This is a genomic window from Streptomyces sp. NPDC057287, assembly GCF_042667905.1.
Classification (GTDB): Bacteria; Actinomycetota; Actinomycetes; order Streptomycetales; family Streptomycetaceae; genus Streptomyces.
On the sequence record NZ_JBHUYV010000006.1, the window covers coordinates 255,583 to 275,130 of the forward strand.

The 19,548-nt window shown below is 69.8% G+C and carries 16 protein-coding genes; 15 read left to right on the forward strand and 1 reads right to left on the reverse strand.

The window, feature by feature from the left end; genetic code table 11:
• The first annotated feature begins 53 nt into the window (after positions 1-53).
• Entirely contained in the window at positions 54-1,538 is a 1,485-nt protein-coding gene (gene mptB, locus ACFUNE_RS14120) for a polyprenol phosphomannose-dependent alpha 1,6 mannosyltransferase MptB (protein ID WP_383566240.1), read from the forward strand.
• 171 nt (positions 1,539-1,709) lie between these two features.
• Here mptB and ACFUNE_RS14125 read toward each other — a convergent pair whose 3' ends face one another.
• The gene (locus ACFUNE_RS14125) at positions 1,710-2,528 is read right to left on the reverse strand and encodes a C40 family peptidase (RefSeq protein WP_383566243.1); all 819 of its coding nucleotides are present in this window, start codon (positions 2,526-2,528) and stop codon (positions 1,710-1,712) included.
• Between the two features lie 939 nt (positions 2,529-3,467).
• Here ACFUNE_RS14125 and ACFUNE_RS14130 point away from each other — a divergent pair.
• Genes ACFUNE_RS14130 through nuoN form a run of 14 tightly spaced genes read left to right on the forward strand, consistent with a single transcriptional unit; the run spans position 3,468 to position 19,510 of the window.
• Positions 3,468-3,827, forward strand: coding sequence for an NADH-quinone oxidoreductase subunit A (locus tag ACFUNE_RS14130; protein ID WP_003992243.1), 360 nt, complete (start codon positions 3,468-3,470; stop codon positions 3,825-3,827).
• 18 nt (positions 3,828-3,845) lie between these two features.
• Complete coding sequence (locus tag ACFUNE_RS14135) at positions 3,846-4,400, forward strand: NADH-quinone oxidoreductase subunit B family protein (protein WP_069171248.1); 555 nt, start codon at positions 3,846-3,848, stop codon at positions 4,398-4,400.
• Positions 4,397-5,131 (forward strand): NADH-quinone oxidoreductase subunit C, encoded by a 735-nt coding sequence (locus ACFUNE_RS14140; protein WP_383566247.1) that lies wholly within the window; start codon positions 4,397-4,399, stop codon positions 5,129-5,131. The genes ACFUNE_RS14135 and ACFUNE_RS14140 overlap by 4 nt, the downstream gene beginning before the upstream one ends.
• Positions 5,131-6,453, forward strand: a complete 1,323-nt coding sequence (locus ACFUNE_RS14145) for an NADH-quinone oxidoreductase subunit D (protein ID WP_383566250.1) — start codon at positions 5,131-5,133, stop codon at positions 6,451-6,453. The genes ACFUNE_RS14140 and ACFUNE_RS14145 overlap by 1 nt, the downstream gene beginning before the upstream one ends.
• A gap of 29 nt (positions 6,454-6,482) precedes the next feature.
• Positions 6,483-7,352, forward strand: coding sequence for an NADH-quinone oxidoreductase subunit NuoE (nuoE, locus tag ACFUNE_RS14150; RefSeq protein WP_383566747.1), 870 nt, complete (start codon positions 6,483-6,485; stop codon positions 7,350-7,352).
• A complete protein-coding gene (gene nuoF, locus ACFUNE_RS14155; RefSeq protein WP_383566253.1) occupies positions 7,349-8,725 on the forward strand; it encodes an NADH-quinone oxidoreductase subunit NuoF in 1,377 nt (458 codons plus the stop codon). The genes nuoE and nuoF overlap by 4 nt, the downstream gene beginning before the upstream one ends.
• Positions 8,722-11,229, forward strand: a complete 2,508-nt coding sequence (locus tag ACFUNE_RS14160; RefSeq protein ID WP_383566256.1) for an NADH-quinone oxidoreductase subunit G — start codon at positions 8,722-8,724, stop codon at positions 11,227-11,229. Before nuoF ends, ACFUNE_RS14160 begins: the two co-directional genes overlap by 4 nt.
• The gene (gene nuoH / locus ACFUNE_RS14165) at positions 11,226-12,629 is read left to right on the forward strand and encodes an NADH-quinone oxidoreductase subunit NuoH (protein WP_383566259.1); all 1,404 of its coding nucleotides are present in this window, start codon (positions 11,226-11,228) and stop codon (positions 12,627-12,629) included. The genes ACFUNE_RS14160 and nuoH overlap by 4 nt, the downstream gene beginning before the upstream one ends.
• Positions 12,604-13,218 carry an NADH-quinone oxidoreductase subunit NuoI gene (gene nuoI, locus ACFUNE_RS14170; protein ID WP_383566262.1) on the forward strand — a complete coding sequence of 205 codons (615 nt, stop codon included), beginning with the start codon at positions 12,604-12,606 and terminating at the stop codon, positions 13,216-13,218. The genes nuoH and nuoI overlap by 26 nt, the downstream gene beginning before the upstream one ends.
• Positions 13,215-14,069, forward strand: a complete 855-nt coding sequence (locus ACFUNE_RS14175; protein ID WP_383566265.1) for an NADH-quinone oxidoreductase subunit J — start codon at positions 13,215-13,217, stop codon at positions 14,067-14,069. The genes nuoI and ACFUNE_RS14175 overlap by 4 nt, the downstream gene beginning before the upstream one ends.
• A complete protein-coding gene (nuoK, locus tag ACFUNE_RS14180; protein WP_099173920.1) occupies positions 14,066-14,365 on the forward strand; it encodes an NADH-quinone oxidoreductase subunit NuoK in 300 nt (99 codons plus the stop codon). Before ACFUNE_RS14175 ends, nuoK begins: the two co-directional genes overlap by 4 nt.
• Before the next feature lie 12 nt (positions 14,366-14,377).
• Positions 14,378-16,273: an NADH-quinone oxidoreductase subunit L gene (gene nuoL, locus ACFUNE_RS14185; protein WP_383566269.1), complete on the forward strand. Its 1,896-nt coding sequence runs from the start codon at positions 14,378-14,380 to the stop codon at positions 16,271-16,273.
• 4 nt (positions 16,274-16,277) lie between these two features.
• Positions 16,278-17,849, forward strand: a complete 1,572-nt coding sequence (locus ACFUNE_RS14190) for an NADH-quinone oxidoreductase subunit M (RefSeq protein ID WP_383566273.1) — start codon at positions 16,278-16,280, stop codon at positions 17,847-17,849.
• Positions 17,846-19,510 carry an NADH-quinone oxidoreductase subunit NuoN gene (gene nuoN / locus ACFUNE_RS14195; protein ID WP_383566276.1) on the forward strand — a complete coding sequence of 555 codons (1,665 nt, stop codon included), beginning with the start codon at positions 17,846-17,848 and terminating at the stop codon, positions 19,508-19,510. The genes ACFUNE_RS14190 and nuoN overlap by 4 nt, the downstream gene beginning before the upstream one ends.
• Positions 19,511-19,548: the final 38 nt, after the last annotated feature.

The window sequence follows — 19,548 nt, forward strand, 5'->3', positions numbered from 1 at the left end:
GGGTGACCCCCGGGCCCCCGCCCGGCGGCCCGTCCTGCGGTAGGTTTCGGGCCATGGGGGCATCAAGGGCATGGACCACCCGGGGCTACCGCCGGCTCGGCGCGGCCGGGTCGCTGGGCGTCGCGCTCGGCGGCTGGGCCGTCGGCACACTGCCGGCCCACGACCCGTGGGGCCTGTGGGTCCCCCACGGAACCGCCGTCACCGCCGCCGGCCACGCACTCTCGTACGGCGGACTGACGGTGCTCGTCGTCGCCTGGTGGCTGTACGGGCGGACGGGAGCGTCCGTACGCGACACCCTCACCACCCTCGCGTGGTGGACCGCGCCGCTCGTGCTCGCGCCACCCCTCTACAGCGCCGACGTCTACAGCTACATCGCGCAGGGCGCGATGGTCCTCGAAGGCCACGACGTCTACAGCGTGGGGCCGTCCGTCCTCGACCCCGGCGGGCCGGGCGGCGACGCCGCGGCGAGCGTCGGCGGGCACTGGACCGACACCCCGGCCCCGTACGGTCCGTTCTTCCTCGTCCTGGCGCGAGGCGTGGCCTGGGCGACCGGCGGCACGATCGTGCCCGCCGTGCTCGGGATGCGTCTCATCGCCCTGGCCGCGCTGGTGCTGATCGTGTGGGCCCTGCGGAATCTCGCCCGGGAGCACGGCCGCAGCGAGAGCGCGGCGCTGTGGCTGGGCGCGCTGAACCCGCTCCTGCTCATCCACGTGGTCGGCGGCGTCCACAACGACGGTCTGATGACCGGCCTCATGCTGGCGGGCGCGCTGCTCGCGCTGCGCGGGAGGTGGGTCACCGGCTCCGCGCTCATCGGTCTCGCCGTGATGGTCAAGTCGCCGGCGGCGGTGGCGCTGCTGTTCGTCGGCGTCGTGGTGGGCCGGGCCGCGGGCGGTCCCGTCGTCCGGCGGGTGGCGAAGGGGCTGCTGGGGCCCGGTCTCGTCGCCGCGGCGGTCGCGGCCGGGGCGAGCCTCGCCTCGGGCACCGGCTTCGGCTGGCTGGGGACCCAGAGCGTCGCGGGGCGCATCCACACCGCCCTGTCCCTCAGCAGCGACCTCGGCCTGGGCCTGGGCGAACTCCTGCGGCTGCTGGCCGGAACGGACCCGGATCCGGTCAAGTCCGCCGTGCAGAACCTGGGCCTCCTGGTGGCACTGGTCCTCATCGCCCGCCTCGCGTGGCAGGCGGCGGCGGGACGTACGGAACCCGTCCGCGCGCTGGGCCCGGCCCTGCTGGCCCTCGTCGTGCTCTCGCCGATGGTGCAGCCGTGGTACCTGCTGTGGGCGACGGCGGTGATCGCCGCCACCGCGAACGGCGGCCGGGCCCTGAGCACGGTGACCGTGCTGTCGGCCGCGCTCGTCTACGAGACGCAGCCCTCGGGCTCCACCCCGCCGTACGGCTTCGTGCTGGCGGCTCTCGCCTGCGCGGCGGGCGTCCTGCTGCTGCGCAGGGAACGGGCCGCGTCCTTCGAGGGGCGCGTGCCGGGCCAGCGGCAGCCCGCCGGGACCGCCGCGGAGCCGGACGTGCGGACCAGGGCGCACTGACGTTCACGGCCTCCTGCGGGAGGCCGCCCCGCCCGGCCTTCGTACTCAGCCGCAACGGCCGCCCCCGGCGGGGTGGCGGGCATGCCGGAGGGCCGCCGATCCCGTGCGGGATCGACGGCCCTCCGCCGTGTTCAACTGCGCCCGGGAAGCAGCCCGGGACGCGCTTGTGAATCAGAGAACGCGGACGGCGCCCGACGGCGGGTCGTAGTCCAGGTTCTTCTGCACGACGCCCGTGCTGGAGTTCTGCGCACCGACGAACTGGCCGCCGCCCACGTAGATCCCGACGTGGTACGCGCTGCCCGCGCCGCCCCAGTACAGGATGTCGCCGGGCTGGAGGTTGTCGAGCGAGACCTGGGTGCCGGCCGTCGACTGGTCCTGCGAGACGCGCGGCAGGTCGATGCCGACGTTGCCGAAGGCGGCCTGGACCAGACCCGAGCAGTCCCACGAGTTCGGGCCGGTACCGCCGGAGACGTACGCGTCGCCGATCTGGGACTGGGCGAACGCGATGACGGACGCGGCGGACCCGGTGGCGCTCGACGAGGACGACGAGGAGGAGGAGCCGGAGGATGCGGTGGACGCGCTGAGCGTCGTGCGCTCGGCGGAGCGGGAGGCGCGTTCGGCGGCCTCCGCCTTGGCCTCGGCGGCTGCCTCGGCCTTCTTCTTGGCCTCTGCCTTGCGGACCGCCTCGGTCTTGGCCTTCTTGGCGGTCTTGGCCGCGGTGGCGGCAGCGGCGTCCTCGTGCGCCTGCGTCTCGAGGTCGAGAGCGACCGCCTGGGTCGCCTGCGCGGACGCGGCGACGGAGGTGGAGAGCCCGGCCGTGATGGTGGGCATCTCGATGGTCTGGGTCACCGGCTCGGCCTGAGCCGGACCGGCGGCACCCGCGACCGCGATGGTGCTGAGGACGCCACCGGCAACTCCTGCCCGCAGCGCCGTCTTCGAGGCGCTCTGGCGGGGTTTCCGGTGGCTGGGTATGTGAGCGGTGTGGGACATGAGTACTAGCGCTATCAGGGCTGTAGGGGTCCCATCAAGAAACGTGTGTTGCGACACAGTTACGTTCGGAATCCATGAATCCGCTTATTAGGGGCCCTTATTGACGCCCTAACGGGCAAAACGGGCACCTGCGTGCACGGCTGTGATCACGGCGTTCGATCAATACGCCCGAATTGCCCGTCGCTTACCATCCGTTCACACGGTTGGCCAAGCCCGCTTTTCTTGAAGCGCGCATGGAGTGATGCAGGTCACAGCATGGCTCTTCTGTGAGAGGCAACCGCGCGGCCGCACGCCGCGTGGGCGGCGGCGCCGGCCGCCTTCGTGCGGGGGAGTGACCCATTGGTGAGTCATGTCCGTTTCCCCGGGCGCCCGTCGGCGGCCCGGCGGGCTCACCCTCAGAGGTCCGGCCGAGGGGGTGCCGTTCGCGGCGGACCGCACCCGGCGTCCATCCGGAGTGGCGTCCGAAGCCGCGTCCGAAGCCGCGTCCGAAGCCGCGCCCGGAGTCGCGCCCAGAAGTTCGTGAATGCGTGCGCATTGTCCACATCGGTACCGGAAGCCCCCCTTCCGAGTGGGGGCGAGGTGTGACGGGTGCCTATATCACCCGCTCGGCGTCCATCGCCAATTTGCTTGTAGGGGCCGTCCATTGATAGGGCCATGCGCCTTTGACCAGCGATAACGCCGCAAGATGTCACGTCTCGTAACCGCGCGGCCGCTTCGCGTGCGAAGATCACCGCTCATCCGACTTCATGATCGTTCGTCAGGTGGTGGAGATCACAAAGACGTTGCTGCACCCCGTGTCGCAGATCACAGGACAGCAGGCATAGGATGCGGGGCAGTCGGGCTTGTGAACTGCCTCACATGTGCACGATCTTGATGAGGTGGCGAGCCGGTCGCCCGATGCGGTCCAACGGTCAAGGACGACTGGAAGGAGCGAGGAGCGTGAATGCCTACGCGCCCATCCTCGTGCTCGGCGCCCTCGGGGCAGGGTTTGCGATCTTCTCCGTGGTCATGGCCACGCTTATCGGCCCCAAGCGGTACAACCGGGCAAAGCTCGAAGCGTACGAGTGCGGTATCGAACCCACACCCACTCCGGCCGGAGGCGGCCGCTTCCCCATCAAGTACTACCTGACGGCGATGCTGTTCATCGTCTTCGACATCGAGATCGTCTTCCTCTATCCCTGGGCGGTCACCTTCGACGCCCTGGGGATCTTCGGGCTCGTGGAGATGCTGCTCTTCGTGCTCACCGTCTTCGTCGCCTACGCGTATGTGTGGCGCCGGGGCGGCCTGGAATGGGACTGAGGGGCTGAGGGGCACACCATGGGACTCGAAGAGAAGCTGCCGAGCGGCTTCGTGCTGACCACTGTCGAGCAGGCCGCCGGCTGGGTACGGAAGTCCTCCGTCTTCCCCGCCACCTTCGGCCTCGCCTGCTGCGCCATCGAGATGATGACGACCGGCGCCGGGCGGTACGACCTGGCCCGTTTCGGGATGGAGGTCTTCCGCGGATCGCCGCGGCAGGCGGATCTGATGATCGTCGCCGGGCGGGTCAGCCAGAAGATGGCACCCGTCCTGCGGCAGGTCTACGACCAGATGCCGAGCCCCAAGTGGGTCATCTCCATGGGGGTTTGCGCGTCATCGGGTGGAATGTTCAATAATTACGCCATTGTTCAGGGTGTTGATCATATTGTCCCGGTCGACATCTATCTGCCGGGATGCCCGCCGCGTCCCGAGATGCTGATCGACGCCATCCTCAAGCTCCACCAGAAGATCCAGGGCTCCAAGCTCGGGGTCAACGCGGAGGAGGCCGCCCGCGAGGCGGAGGAGGCGGCGCTCAACGCACTCCCCCTGATCGAGATGAAGGGGCTGCTGCGATGAGCGACGAGCGGCACACCGACAACACCGACAACACCGACAACGGGCAGGTGCCCACCCCCCGGGACGACTCCGGCGAGGTCATCGGCGTACGCAAGGGGATGTTCGGCGCCAACAACGGCGGCGACACCTCCGGCTACGGCGGACTCGTCCGCACGGTGACCCTGCCGGGCGCCACCTCCCGGCCGTACGGCGGCTGGTTCGACGAGGTGGCCGACGAGCTGGAAGGGGCCCTGGAGGAACAGGACCCGCTCCCGGACAACGCCATCGAGAAGACGGTCGTCGACCGGGGCGAACTCACCTTCTTCGTCGCCCGCGAGCACCTCGTCCAGGTCGCCCGCACCCTGCGGGACGACCCGGCCCTGCGCTTCGAGCTCTGTACGGGCGTCAGCGGTGTCCACTACCTGGGGGACAAGGGGCGCGAGCTCCACGCGGTCTACCACCTGCGCTCGCTCACCCACGGGCGGCTGATCCGCCTCGAGGTGTCCGCCCCCGACAGCGACCCGCACATCCCGTCGCTCGTCGCGGTCTACCCGGCCAACGACTGGCACGAGCGCGAGACCTACGACTTCTTCGGCCTGATCTTCGACGGGCACCCCGCCCTGACGCGCATCATGATGCCGGACGACTGGCAGGGCTTCCCGCAGCGCAAGGACTACCCGCTCGGCGGCATCGCCGTCGAGTACAAGGGCGCCCAGATCCCGGCTCCGGACCAGCGGAGGTCGTACAGCTGATGACTACTCCCCACGCAACGCCCAGGGCCACGACCGAGGGGACTGTATATACAGTCACCGGCGGCGACTGGGACGAGGTCGTCGAGTCCGCCGCGAAGTCGGACGACGAACGCATCATCGTGAACATGGGGCCGCAGCACCCGTCGACACACGGTGTGCTGAGGCTGATCCTGGAGATCGACGGCGAGACCGTCACCGAGGCCCGCTGCGGCATCGGCTACCTCCACACCGGCATCGAGAAGAACCTCGAATTCCGGAACTGGACCCAGGGCACCACCTTCGTCACCCGCATGGACTACCTGACCCCGTTCTTCAACGAGGCCGCGTACTGCCTCGGGGTCGAGAAGCTCCTCGGCATCGAGGACCAGATCCCCGACCGGGCCACCGTCCTGCGGGTGCTCCTGATGGAGCTCAACCGGATCTCCTCGCACCTGGTGTGCATCGCCACCGGCGGCATGGAGCTCGGTGCCACGACGATCATGATCTACGGCTTCCGCGATCGTGAACTCGTCCTCGACATCTTCGAGCTCATCACCGGACTGCGGATGAACCACGCGTTCATCCGCCCCGGCGGCCTCGCCCAGGACCTGCCGATGGGCGCGGTCGACCGGCTGCGCGAGTTCGTCAGGACCATGAAGAAGAACCTGCCGGAGTACGACAAGCTCGCGACCGGCAACCCCATCTTCAAGGCCCGCATGCAGGACGTCGGCTATCTCGACCTGACCGGCTCCATGGCCCTCGGCGCCACCGGCCCGATCCTCAGGTCCGCCGGACTCCCGCACGACCTGCGCAAGTCCGATCCGTACTGCGGCTACGAGACCTACGAGTTCGACGTGCCCACGGCGGACACCTGCGACGCCTACGGACGCTTCCTCATCCGCCTGGAGGAGATGCGCCAGTCGCTCAGGATCGTGGAGCAGTGCCTGGACCGGCTGGAGCCGGGCCCGGTCATGGTCGCCGACAAGAAGATCGCCTGGCCCGCGCAGCTCGCACTGGGACCCGACGGGCTCGGCAACTCGCTCGACCACATCAAGAAGATCATGGGCACCTCCATGGAGGCCCTGATCCACCACTTCAAGCTGGTGACCGAGGGCTTCCGGGTCCCGGCCGGGCAGGCGTACACCGCCATCGAGTCCCCCAAGGGCGAACTCGGCGTGCACGTCGTCTCGGACGGTGGCACGCGCCCCTTCCGGGTGCACTTCCGCGACCCGTCGTTCACCAACCTCCAGGCCATGGCGGCGATGTGCGAGGGCGGCCAGGTCGCCGACGTCATCGTCGCCGTCGCGTCCATCGACCCCGTGATGGGAGGCGTCGACCGGTGACCGCGTCCAACCAAGAAGTCAGCCTGGGGATGCCGCAGCTCCCCGCCCCGCCCTACCCGGCCGAGGTGCGCGCCAAGCTCGAAGCGGACGCGAAGGAGGTGATCGCCCGCTACCCCGGCAGCCGCTCCGCGCTGCTGCCGCTGCTGCACCTGGTGCAGTCCGAGGAGGGGTTCGTCTCCCGCACGGGCGTGGCGTTCTGCGCGGACCAGCTCGGGCTCACCACCGCCGAGGTCACGGCGGTCTCCACCTTCTACTCGATGTACCGGCGCAGGCCGAGCGGTGAGTACCAGGTCGGGGTCTGCACCAACACCCTGTGCGCGGTCATGGGCGGCGACGCCATCTTCGACCAGCTCAAGGAGCACCTCGGCGTCGGCAACGACGAGACGACCGACGACGGCAAGGTCACCCTCGAACACATCGAGTGCAACGCGGCCTGCGACTTCGCTCCCGTCGTGATGGTCAACTGGGAGTTCTTCGACAACCAGACGCCCGAGAGCGCGACACGGCTCGTCGACGACCTGCTCGCCGGCCGCACCGTGGAGCCCACCCGGGGCGCGCCGCTCTGCACCTACAAGGAGACGTCCCGGATCCTGGCCGGCTTCCCCGACCGGCGCCCCGGTGCCGTCGAGGCGAGCGGCGGAGCCGGTGCCGCCTCCCTGATCGGGCTGAAGCTCGCCAGGGGAGAGGCCGCGCCGCACGCCCGCGTGGTCGGACAGCGGGGCGAGACACCCCAGGACGCGCCGCCGCAGGACGCAGCGCCCAAGGACGCCGGGCCCCAGGACGCACAGCCCCACGACCCGTCGCCCACCGAGCACCTCAGCTCGCACGACGCACCGCAGCAGACGTCGGCCTCCGACCCGGAGCACCCGGCCGGGCCCGCCGCCGAGGAGGGGGAGTGATGACCTTGGCAGCCGAGATCGACAAGAACGGGACCAGCCCGGAGAAGCTGCTGTCCCCGGTCCTCTCCTCCTTCTGGGACGAGCCCGAGTCCTGGACGCTGGACACCTACCGCCGCCACGACGGGTACGAGGGGCTGCGCAAGGCCCTGGCCATGGCGCCCGACGACCTCATCGCGTACGTCAAGGACTCCGGTCTGCGCGGACGCGGGGGCGCGGGCTTCCCCACCGGGATGAAGTGGCAGTTCATCCCGCAGGGCGACGGCAAGCCGCACTACCTCGTGGTCAACGCCGACGAGTCGGAGCCGGGGACCTGCAAGGACATCCCGCTCCTCTTCGCCAACCCGCACAGCCTCATCGAGGGCATCGTGATCGCCTGTTACGCGATCCGCTCCTCGCACGCCTTCATCTATCTGCGCGGCGAGGTGGTCCCCGTACTGCGGCGGCTGCACGAGGCCGTGCGCGAGGCGTACGAGGCGGGTTATCTGGGGGAGAACGTCCTGGGTTCGGGGCTCGACCTGGAACTCACGGTGCACGCGGGTGCCGGTGCGTACATCTGCGGCGAGGAAACCGCGCTGCTCGACTCGCTCGAAGGACGGCGCGGCCAGCCCCGGCTGCGTCCCCCCTTCCCCGCGGTCGCCGGTCTGTACGCCTGTCCCACCGTCGTGAACAACGTCGAGTCCATCGCCTCGGTTCCCGCGATCCTGAACAGGGGCAAGGACTGGTTCAAGTCGATGGGCAGCGAGAAGTCCCCGGGCTTCACGCTGTACTCGCTCAGCGGGCACGTCACCAGCCCCGGCCAGTACGAGGCACCGCTCGGCATCACCCTGCGCCAGCTGCTCGACATGAGCGGTGGCATCCGGGAAGGGCACCGCCTGAAGTTCTGGACGCCGGGCGGCTCCTCCACCCCGATGTTCACCGAGGAGCACCTCGACGTCCCACTGGACTACGAGGGTGTCGGCGCCGCCGGATCCATGCTCGGCACCAAGGCGCTGCAGTGCTTCGACGAGACCACCTGCGTGGTCCGGGCGGTCACCCGCTGGACCGAGTTCTACGCCCACGAGTCCTGCGGCAAGTGCACACCGTGCCGTGAGGGCACCTACTGGCTGGTCCAGCTGCTCCGCGACATCGAGGCGGGCAAGGGACAGATGGCCGACCTCGACAAGCTCAACGACATCGCCGACAACATCAACGGCAAGTCGTTCTGCGCCCTCGGCGACGGCGCGGCCTCGCCGATCTTCTCCTCGCTGAAGTACTTCCGCGAGGAGTACGAGCAGCACATCACCGGCAAGGGCTGCCCCTTCGACCCGGCCAGGTCGACCCTCTGGGCCGACGGCAAAGACGACAAGAACGCTCACCGGGGGGTGAACGCATGACAGTCACCACGAGTGCGCCCTCCGGGGGCGGCGAGGCGGCCGTTCCGCCCGAGGACCTCGTCACGCTCACGATCGACGGCATCGAGATCAGCGTGCCCAAGGGCACCCTCGTCATCCGCGCCGCCGAGCTCCTCGGCATCGAGATCCCGCGCTTCTGCGACCACCCGCTCCTCGACCCGGCCGGCGCCTGCCGGCAGTGCATCGTCGAGGTCGAGGGCCAGCGCAAGCCGATGGCCTCCTGCACGATCACCTGCACCGACGGCATGGTCGTGAAGTCGCAGATCACCTCGCCCGTCGCGGAGAAGGCCCAGAAGGGGGTGATGGAGCTCCTGCTCATCAACCACCCGCTGGACTGCCCGGTCTGCGACAAGGGCGGCGAGTGCCCCCTGCAGAACCAGGCGATGTCGCACGGCGGCGCGGACTCCCGCTTCGACGGGAAGAAGCGCACCTTCGAGAAGCCCGTCCCCATCTCCACCCAGGTGCTGCTGGACCGTGAGCGGTGCGTGCTCTGCGCGCGGTGCACCCGGTTCTCCAACCAGGTGGCGGGCGACCCGATGATCGAGCTGATCGAGCGCGGCGCGCTCCAGCAGGTCGGCACCGGCGAGGGCGACCCCTTCGAGTCGTACTTCTCCGGCAACACCATCCAGATCTGTCCCGTCGGGGCGCTCACCTCGGCCGCGTACCGCTTCCGCTCCCGGCCCTTCGACCTCGTGTCGACGCCCTCGGTCTGCGAGCACTGCGCCGGCGGCTGCGCCACCCGGACCGACCACCGGCGCGGCAAGGTCATGCGGCGGCTCGCCGCCAACGACCCCGAGGTCAACGAGGAGTGGCTCTGCGACAAGGGCCGCTTCGGCTTCCGCTACGCCCAGCAGCGCGACCGGCTCACCACGCCGCTCGTGCGCAACGCGGACGGCGTGCTGGAGCCCGCGAGCTGGCCCGAGGCGCTGGAAGCCGCGGCGGCCGGTCTCTCCGGGGCGCGCGGCAGGACCGGGGTCCTCACCGGAGGCCGGCTGACCGTCGAGGACGCCTACGCGTACAGCAAGTTCGCGCGCGTCGCCCTCGACACCAACGACATCGACTTCCGGGCCCGGGTCCACAGCGGTGAGGAAGCGGACTTCCTCGCCGCGCGGGTGGCCGGGCGCGGACGCGACCTGGACGGCAGCGGGGTCACGTACACCGCGCTGGAGAAGGCCCCGGCCGTCCTGCTGGCCGGCTTCGAGTCCGAGGAGGAGGCGCCCGGCGTCTTCCTGCGGCTCCGCAAGGCCCACCGCAAGCACGGGCAGCGGACGTTCGCGCTCGCCTCGCACGCCAGCCGTGGCCTGGAGAAGGCGGGCGGGACGCTCCTCCCCGCCGCACCCGGCACCGAGACCGAATGGCTGGACGCCCTCGCGGGCGGCGTCGGCCTGGAGGCCGAGGGCGCCGCGGCGGCCGAGGCGCTGCGCGGCGAAGGCGCCGTGATCGTGGTGGGCGAGCGGCTCGCCGCGGTGCCCGGCGGGCTCACCGCCGCCCTGCGCACCGCCGCCGCGACCGGTGCCGCGCTCGTGTGGATCCCCCGCAGGGCCGGCGAACGCGGCGCACTGGAAGCGGGCGCGCTCCCGTCACTGCTGCCCGGCGGCCGTCCCGCGACGGACCCGCGGGCCAGGGAGGAGGTGGCGTCCGTCTGGGGCGTCGCCGAACTCCCCGCCCGCTTCGGCCGCGACACCGGCCAGATCGTGGAGGCCGCGGCCACCGGCGAACTTGCCGCGCTGCTGGTCGCCGGGGTCGACCCGGAAGACCTGCCCGACCCCGCGGGGGCGCTGCGGGCACTGGACGAGGTCGGGTTCCTGGTCTCGCTGGAGCTCCGCCCCGGTGCGGTCACCGAACGCGCCGATGTGGTCCTTCCCGTCGCGGCCGTCGCGGAGAAGCCCGGCACCTTCCTCAACTGGGAGGGCAGGGCGCGGATGTTCGAGGCCGCGCTGAAGCCCGAGCAGATGCCGAGGACGCTCTGCCCGACCGACGCGCGGGTGCTCCACATGCTGGCCGACGCGCTCGACGTGCACCTGGCACTGCCCGACCTGAGGGCGGCCCGCCGTGAGCTCGACCGCCTCGGCGGCTGGCAGGGCGGTCACGCCGACGACCCGCGGGCGACGTCCCGCCCGGTGCCCCGGCCCGGCGACGGCGAGGCGGTCCTCGCGGGCCACCGGATGCTGCTCGACCGGGGCCGGCTCCAGGAGGGCGACGAGGCACTGGCCGGTACCCGGCACGCGGCCGTCGCCCGGCTCTCCCCGGTCACCGCGGCCGAGTCGGGGGTGAAGGACGGCGACCTGCTGGCCGTCACCGGCCCCCTCGGCACCACCGAACTCCCGCTGGCGGTCACCGAGATGCCGGACCGGGTCGTGTGGGTGCCGCTGGACTCCGTCGGCCGGGGCGTCCCCGCCGACACCGGCGCCCAGCCGGGCGGACTGGTCCGGATCGGTCCGGCCGCCCCGGGCTCCCACGTCGTGACAACGGAGGTAGGAGAGTGACCGGCCTCGCCCAACTCGCCGCGGCACCGCGGGGGACGGTCCTCGCGGCCGAGGACCTCTCGATGTTCGGCACGGACCCCTGGTGGCTCGTCGTCGTCAAGGCGGTGTTCTGCTTCGCGTTCCTGATGCTGACCGTGCTCTTCTCCATCGTGTGGGAGCGCAAGGTCGTCGCCTGGATGCAGCTGCGCATCGGACCCAATCGGCACGGCCCCTGGGGCATGCTCCAGTCGCTCGCCGACGGTATGAAGCTCATGCTCAAGGAAGACGTCGTCGTCAAGCGCGCCGACAAGGTCGTCTACATCCTGGCCCCGATCGTGGCCGCCGCACCGGCGTTCATGGCGATCGCGGTGATCCCGTTCGGCCCGTCGGGCAACGAGGTCTCGATCTTCGGCCAGCGCACCACGATGCAGCTGACCGACCTGCCGATCGCGATGCTCTACATCCTCGCGGTCGCGTCCGTCGGCATCTACGGCATCGTGCTGGCCGGCTGGTCCTCCGGATCGACGTACCCGCTGCTCGGCGGTCTGCGCTCCTGCGCACAGATGATCAGCTACGAGATCGCGATGGGCGCCGCGTTCGCCTCGGTGTTCCTGTACTCGGGGTCGATGTCGACCTCGGAGATCGTGGCTGCGCAGGAGGACCGCTGGTTCATCCTCCTGCTGCCGGTCTCCTTCATCATCTACATCATCACGATGGTCGGTGAGACCAACCGGGCCCCGTTCGACATGCCCGAGTCCGAGGGCGACCTGGTCGGCGGCTTCAACACCGAGTACTCCTCGATCAAGTTCGCGATGTTCATGCTCGCCGAGTACGTCAACATGGTCACCGTCTCCGCGGTCTCCGTGACCCTGTTCCTGGGCGGCTGGCGGGCTCCGTACCCGGTCAGCACCTTCTGGGAGGGCGCGAACCACGGCTGGTGGCCGATGCTCTGGTTCGTCATCAAGGTGCAGCTGCTCCTCTTCTTCTTCATCTGGCTGCGCGGCACCCTGCCCCGCGTCCGCTACGACCAGCTGATGAAGCTCGGCTGGAAGGTCCTGATCCCGGTCTCCGTGGTCTGGCTGATGCTGGTGGCCACCGTCAGGGCGATGAACAACGAGGGCTACGACTACTCGAAGATCCTGCTCTACGTCGCCGGAGCCGTGATCGCGGTCCTGCTGATCTCCTTCGTCGCCGACATCTTCCGCGACCGGAGGACCAAGGCCGCCGAGGAGGCGGCCGGACCGGAGCCGGCGTTCGACCCGATGGCGGGCGGATACCCGGTGCCCCCGCTGCCGGGCCAGTCCCTGCCGCCGGTGCCGCGCCGCACGCCCCGACGCGAGCGGGAGCTCGTTGTCAGTGGCGGGCCGGACACTCGGAGTGACGACCTGGTGAGCGATGGAAAGGAGGCTGACGGTGTCTGAGTCATCGGAACCCTCAGGGGAGAAGTTCCAGAACCCCGTGGCCGGCTTCGGCGTGACCTTCAAGGCCATGTTCAAGAAGCGGCTGACGGAGCAGTACCCGGAGACGCAGAAGGTGACGGCGCCGCGCTTCCACGGCCGGCATCAGCTCAACCGCCACCCCGACGGGCTGGAGAAGTGCGTCGGCTGCGAGCTCTGCGCCTGGGCGTGTCCGGCGGACGCGATCTACGTCGAGGGCGCGGACAACACGGACGAGGAGCGCTACTCCCCGGGGGAGCGCTACGGCCGCGTCTACCAGATCAACTACGCCCGCTGCATCCTGTGCGGGCTCTGCATCGAGGCGTGCCCCACCCGGGCCCTGACCATGACCAACGAGTTCGAGCTCGCCAACACCACCCGCGAGAGCCTCATCTACACCAAGGACGAGCTGCTCGCGGGCCTGGAGGAAGGCATGGTCGACAGCCCGCACGCGATCTTCCCCGGCATGGACGAGCAGGACTACTACCGCGGTCTGGTGACCGAGGCGGCTTCCGGTACGGAGCGCCAGGTCGCCGTCTCCAAGGGAGAAGCGGACAAGGAGGTGGACGCATGACCGCCACTCTGGCCGCAGCCGCCACCGCCACCTCGACGGGTGAGGCCGTCCAGTTCTGGATCCTCGGCACCGTCGCCGTCATCGGCGCGCTCTCGACCGTCCTGATGAAGAAGGCGGTGCACAGCGCGCTGTCGCTCGCCGGCACCATGATCGTGCTGGCGGTCTTCTACCTCGCCAACGGCGCCTACTTCCTGGGCATCGTCCAGGTGGTCGTCTACACCGGCGCGATCATGATGCTGTTCCTCTTCGTGGTCATGCTCGTCGGCGTCACGGCTGCGGACTCGCTGAAGGAGACCCTCAAGGGGCAGCGGTGGCTGGCCGCCGCCTGCGGGCTCGGCTTCGGCATCCTGCTGATCGCCGGCATCGGGCAGGCGTCCCTCTCCACCTTCAACGGCCTGGGGACGGCGAACGCCCGGCACGGCGGCAACGTCGAGGGGCTCGCCAACCTCATCTTCACCAAGTACGTCTTCGCGTTCGAGATCACCGGCGCCCTCCTGATCACGGCGACCGTCGGGGCGATGCTGCTCACGCACCGCGAGCGCACCGAACGCGCGAAGACGCAGCGGGAGCTCTCCCAGGAGCGGGTGCGCAGCAGCCACCTCCCGCCGCTGCCCGCCCCCGGTGTCTACGCCCGGCACAACGCCGTGGACATCGCGGGACTGCTGCCGGACGGCACGCCGTCCGAGCTCACCGTCATGCAGACGCTGCGGCAGCGCGGCCAGATCCGCGACGTGTCCAGCGAATCGCTCGCCGACCTCAAGGCGCTCGAACAGCGCTCCGGGGAGCGGCTCGGCCGTGACCGCGGGCCGGCCCGCGACCACGCGGAAGAAGAGGAGGAGGTCGCCAAGTGAATCCGGTCAACTACCTCTACCTCGCGGCCCTTTTGTTCACGATCGGCGCCTCCGGCGTTTTGATCAGGCGGAACGCGATCGTGGTGTTCATGTGCATCGAGCTGATGCTCAACGCCTGCAACCTCACGCTCGTCGCGTTCTCCCGGATGCACGGCAACCTCGACGGCCAGATCATCGCCTTCTTCACGATGGTCGTCGCCGCCGCCGAAGTCGTCATCGGGCTCGCGATCATCGTGTCGCTGTTCCGCTCCCGCCACTCGGCCTCGGTCGACGACGCCAGCCTGATGAAGCTGTAAGGGGTCGGAATCGTGGAAAACCTGATTGCGCTGCTGGTCGCGGCGCCCCTGCTCGGAGCGGCGGTCCTGCTCTGCGGCGGCCGCCGGCTCGACCGGGCCGGACACTGGATCGGCACGGTGCTCGCCGCCGCGTCGTTCGTCATCGGTGCCGTGCTGTTCACCGACATGCTGGGCAGGGGCGCCGAGGAGCGCACCCTGCACCAGCACCTGTACAGCTGGATCCCCGTCGAGGGGTTCCAGGCCGACGTGGCCTTCCAGCTCGACCAGTTGTCGATGACGTTCGTCCTGCTGATCACGGGCGTGGGCACGCTGATCCACGTCTACTCCATCGGCTACATGGAGCACGACGAGCGGCGACGCCGCTTCTTCGGCTACCTGAACCTCTTCCTCGCGGCGATGCTCATCCTGGTCATCGCCGACAACTACCTGCTGCTGTACGTCGGGTGGGAGGGCGTCGGCCTGGCGTCTTACCTGCTCATCGGCTTCTGGCAGCACAAGCCCAGCGCGGCCACCGCCGCGAAGAAGGCGTTCCTGGTCAACCGGGTCGGCGACATGGGCCTGTCCATCGCGATCATGCTGATGTTCACCACCTTCGGCACCTTCGCCTTCGGTCCGGTGCTCGACGCGGCCGGGGACACGAGCGAGGGCAAGCTCACCGCGATCGGCCTGATGCTGCTCCTGGCCGCCTGCGGCAAGTCGGCCCAGGTGCCGCTGCAGTCCTGGCTGGGTGACGCGATGGAGGGCCCGACTCCGGTCTCGGCCCTCATCCACGCCGCCACCATGGTGACCGCGGGGGTCTACCTGATCGTCCGCTCGGGCGCGATCTTCAACGGGGCTCCCGACGCACAGCTCGTCGTCGTGGTCGTCGGAGCCGTCACGCTGATCTTCGGTGCGATCGTCGGTTGCGCCAAGGACGACATCAAGAAGGCTCTCGCCGGGTCGACGATGTCGCAGATCGGCTACATGATCCTCGCCGCGGGCCTCGGCCCCATCGGCTACGTCTTCGCGATCATGCACCTGGTGACGCACGGCTTCTTCAAGGCCGGACTCTTCCTCGGCGCCGGATCGGTCATGCACGGCATGAACGACGAGGTCGACATGCGGAAGTACGGCGGCCTGCGGAAGTTCATGCCGGTCACCTTCGTGACCTTCGGCCTCGGGTACCTCGCGATCATCGGCTTCCCCGGCCTGTCCGGCTTCTTCTCCAAGGACATGATCATCGAGGCGGCCTTCGCCAAGGGCGGCACCGAGGGCTGGATCCTCGGCTCGGTCACCCTGCTGGGCGCCGCGATCACCGCGTTCTACATGACGCGCGTGATGCTCATGACGTTCTTCGGCGAGAAGCGCTGGCAGCCGGACGCGGAGGGCCACGAGCCGCACCCGCACGAGTCACCGAAGTCCATGACCGTCCCGATGATCGTGCTGGCCTTCGGGTCGGTCTTCGCCGGCGGCTTCTTCTCCATCGGCGACCGCTTCATGCACTGGCTGGAGCCCGTCACCGGACACGACCACGGGCACGCACCGGTCAGCGCGACCACCGTCACGGCCGCCACCATGGTCGTGCTCGTCATCGGTGTCGCCGTCGCCTGGGCCATGTACGGCCGCAGGCCCGTGCCCGTCGTGGCACCGCGCGGCTCCCTGCTCACCAGGGCGGCCCGCCGGGACCTCCTCCAGGACGACTTCAACCACGTGGTCCTGGTCCGTGGCGGCGAGCATCTCACCCGCTCCCTGGTCTACGTCGACCACAGCCTGGTCGACGGCGTCGTCAACGGCACGGCCGCCTCGATGGGCGGGCTCTCCGGCCGGCTGCGCAAGCTGCAGAACGGCTACGCCCGCTCCTACGCGGTCTCGATGTTCGGCGGTGCGGCGGTACTCATCGCCGCGACCCTGCTGATGAGGGCGGTCTGATCCCATGTCCTTTCCCCTCCTGACAGCGACGGCCGCGCTCCCGGCGATCGGCGCGATCGCCACCGCCGCCGTGCCGGCCGCCCGGCGCACGGCGGCCAAGTGGCTGGCCCTGGTGGTCTCGCTGGCCACCCTCGTCCTGGCCGGCATCGTGTTCGCCCGCTTCGAACCGGGCGGTGACCGCTACCAGCTCACCGAATCGCACGCCTGGATCAAGGACTTCGGCGTCCGCTACGAACTGGGCGTCGACGGCATCGGGGTGGCGCTCCTCGCGCTCACCGCGCTGCTGATCCCCTTCGTGATCCTGGCGGGCTGGCACGACGCCGATCCCCTGGAGACCAACTCCAGCCGCTGGCGTCCGACCCAGGGCTTCTTCGCCCTGATCCTGATGGTCGAAGCGATGGTGATCCTGTCCTTCGTGGCCACCGACGTCTTCCTCTTCTACATCCTCTTCGAAGCCATGCTCATCCCGATGTACTTCCTCATCGGCGGCTTCGGGGACCGGGCCCACTCGGGCAGCGACGAGAACGCGGCGGCGCAGCGCAGCTACGCGGCCGTGAAGTTCCTCCTCTACAACCTGGCCGGCGGGCTCATCATGCTGGCCGCCGTCATCGGGCTCTACGTCGTCGCGGGGAGCTTCTCGCTCTCCGAGATCGCCGAGGCCCGGGCCAACGGCTCGCTGGACATGGCGACCTCCACCGAGCGGTGGCTGTTCCTCGGGTTCTTCTTCGCCTTCGCGGTGAAGGCCCCGCTCTGGCCGCTGCACACGTGGCTGCCCAACGCGATGGGGGAGGCGACCACCCCGGTGGCCGTCCTGATCACCGCGGTCGTCGACAAGGTCGGCACCTTCGCGATGCTGCGCTTCTGCCTCCAGCTCTTCCCGGAGGCCAGCAAGTGGGCGACGCCGGTGATCATCGTCCTGGCGCTGGTCTCCATCGTCTACGGCGCTCTGCTCGCCGTCGGCCAGCGCGACATCAAGCGGCTGATCGCCTACGCGTCGATCTCGCACTTCGGCTTCATCGTGCTCGGGATCTTCGCGATGACCAGCCAGGGCCAGTCGGGCGCCACGCTCTACATGGTCAACCACGGCATCTCGACGGCCGCGCTGATGCTTGTCGCCGGATTCCTGATCACCCGCCGGGGCTCGCGGCTCATCGCCGACTACGGCGGGGTGCAGAAGGTGGCGCCCGTCCTGGCGGGAACGTTCCTCATCGGCGGCCTGGCCACCCTCTCGCTGCCCGGCCTCGCCCCGTTCGTCAGTGAGTTCCTGGTCCTGGTCGGCACGTTCAGCGCGTACCCGGTGGCGGGCATCATCGCCACCGTCGGCATCGTGCTCGCCGCGCTCTACGTCCTCGTCCTCTACCAGCGGACGATGACGGGCCCGGTCAGGGAGGGGATCGGGTCCATGCCCGACCTCAAGGTCCGCGAGCTGGCGGTGGCTCTTCCGCTGATCGCCCTGCTGATCTTCCTGGGCGTCTTCCCGAAGCCGCTCACCGAGGTCGTCAACCCGGCGGTGCAGCACACCATGCACGACGTACAGAAGAAGGACCCCCAGCCCGAGGTGGAGGCCGCCAAGTGAGCGCAACAGCTGTCCACAGCCTGTGGACGACGGCGGGCGGGGTGACGACGGCCGCCCCGGGCGACAAGTTCACCGCTCCGACCATCGAGTACGCCCAACTGGCGCCCGTCCTGATCGTGCTCGGGGCCGCCGTCCTCGGGATCCTGGTGGAGGCCTTCGTCCCGCGACGGGCGCGCTACACCACCCAGGTGTTCCTGACGGTCGTCGCCATCGCCGCCGCGTTCGCCGCGGTGGTGGGGCTCGCCGCCGACGGGTACGCCACGAAGAACGCCCACTTCGCCGCGATGGGCGCCGTCGCCGTCGACGGACCCGCCCTCTTCCTCCAGGGCACCATCCTGCTCGTCTCGATGGTCTCCGTCTTCACGTTCGCCGAGCGGCGCCTCGACCCGGCCGCACACGGCAACCGGGTCGACTCCTTCGCGGCCCAGGCCGGTTCGGTGCCAGGCAGCGACGGGGAGAAGGCGGCGGTCAAGGCCGGATTCACCACGACCGAGGTCTTCCCGCTGGCCCTCTTCTCCGTGGCGGGCATGCTGGTCTTCCCCGCGGCCAACGACCTCCTGACGCTGTTCGTGGCGCTCGAGGTCTTCTCCCTCCCGCTGTACCTCCTCTGCGCCGTCGCCCGCCGCAAGCGGCTGATGTCGCAGGAGGCCGCCGTGAAGTACTTCCTGCTCGGCGCCTTCTCCTCGGCCTTCCTGCTCTTCGGGATCGCCCTCCTCTACGGATATGCGGGCACCGTCTCGTACGCGGGCATCGCGAACGTCGTCGACGGCAGCGTCCAGCAGATCGACCCGGCCCTCGCCGACACCATGGGCAACGACGCGCTGCTGCTCATCGGCGCCGCGATGATCCTCATGGGCCTGCTCTTCAAGGTCGGCGCGGTCCCGTTCCACATGTGGACCCCGGACGTCTACCAGGGCGCCCCGACGCCGGTCACCGGCTTCATGGCCGCGGCCACCAAGGTCGCCGCGTTCGGCGCCCTGCTGCGGCTGCTCTACGTGGTGCTGCCCGGCCTCACCTGGGACCTGCGCCCCGTCATGTGGGGTGTCGCGATCGTCACGATGCTGGGCGGGGCGATCGTCGCGATCACCCAGACCGACATCAAGAGGCTCTTGGCCTACTCCTCGATCGCACACGCGGGCTTCATCCTCGCCGGTGTCATCGCGTCCAGCCCGGAGGGAGTCTCCTCGGTCCTCTTCTACCTCGGGGTGTACTCCTTCGTGACCGTCGGTGCCTTCGCCGTCGTCACCCTGGTGCGCGACGCGGGCGGCGAGGCGACCCACCTGTCGAAGTGGGCCGGGCTCGGCCGGCGCTCACCGCTGACCGCGGCGGTCTTCGCCGTGTTCCTGCTTTCCTTCGCCGGCATCCCGCTCACCTCGGGCTTCTCCGGCAAGTTCGCCGTCTTCAAGGCGGCGGCGGACGGGGGAGCGGGCGGCCTCGTCGTGGTCGGTGTGATCTCGTCGGCCATCGCCGCGTTCTTCTACATCCGGGTCATCGTCCTGATGTTCTTCAGCGAGCCGAAGGCGGACGGCCCCACGGTCGCCGTCCCGTCCCCGCTAACGATGACCACGATCGCGGTCGGGGTAGCCGTGACCCTGGTGCTGGGCCTGGCCCCGCAGTACTTCCTGGACCTGGCCAACCAGGCGGGAGTGTTCGTGCGGTAACCGCGGGAACGCGCTGCGACGCCGGACGGGCCTTGGAA

What these genes read in the sequence shown, in the direction of transcription:
- ACFUNE_RS14175 (WP_383566265.1), top strand. Translation starts at nt 13,215, where the DNA reads ATGACCGCCACTCTGGCCGCAGCCGCCACCGCCACCTCGACGGGTGAG.
- ACFUNE_RS14145 (WP_383566250.1), top strand. Translation starts at nt 5,131, where the DNA reads ATGACTACTCCCCACGCAACGCCCAGGGCCACGACCGAGGGGACTGTA.
- ACFUNE_RS14160 (WP_383566256.1), top strand. Translation starts at nt 8,722, where the DNA reads ATGACAGTCACCACGAGTGCGCCCTCCGGGGGCGGCGAGGCGGCCGTT.
- ACFUNE_RS14135 (WP_069171248.1), top strand. Translation starts at nt 3,846, where the DNA reads ATGGGACTCGAAGAGAAGCTGCCGAGCGGCTTCGTGCTGACCACTGTC.
- nuoE (WP_383566747.1), top strand. Translation starts at nt 6,483, where the DNA reads ATGCCGCAGCTCCCCGCCCCGCCCTACCCGGCCGAGGTGCGCGCCAAG.
- mptB (WP_383566240.1), top strand. Translation starts at nt 54, where the DNA reads ATGGGGGCATCAAGGGCATGGACCACCCGGGGCTACCGCCGGCTCGGC.
- ACFUNE_RS14190 (WP_383566273.1), top strand. Translation starts at nt 16,278, where the DNA reads ATGTCCTTTCCCCTCCTGACAGCGACGGCCGCGCTCCCGGCGATCGGC.
- nuoI (WP_383566262.1), top strand. Translation starts at nt 12,604, where the DNA reads ATGGAAAGGAGGCTGACGGTGTCTGAGTCATCGGAACCCTCAGGGGAG.
- ACFUNE_RS14140 (WP_383566247.1), top strand. Translation starts at nt 4,397, where the DNA reads ATGAGCGACGAGCGGCACACCGACAACACCGACAACACCGACAACGGG.
- ACFUNE_RS14125 (WP_383566243.1), bottom strand. Translation starts at nt 2,528, where the DNA reads ATGTCCCACACCGCTCACATACCCAGCCACCGGAAACCCCGCCAGAGC.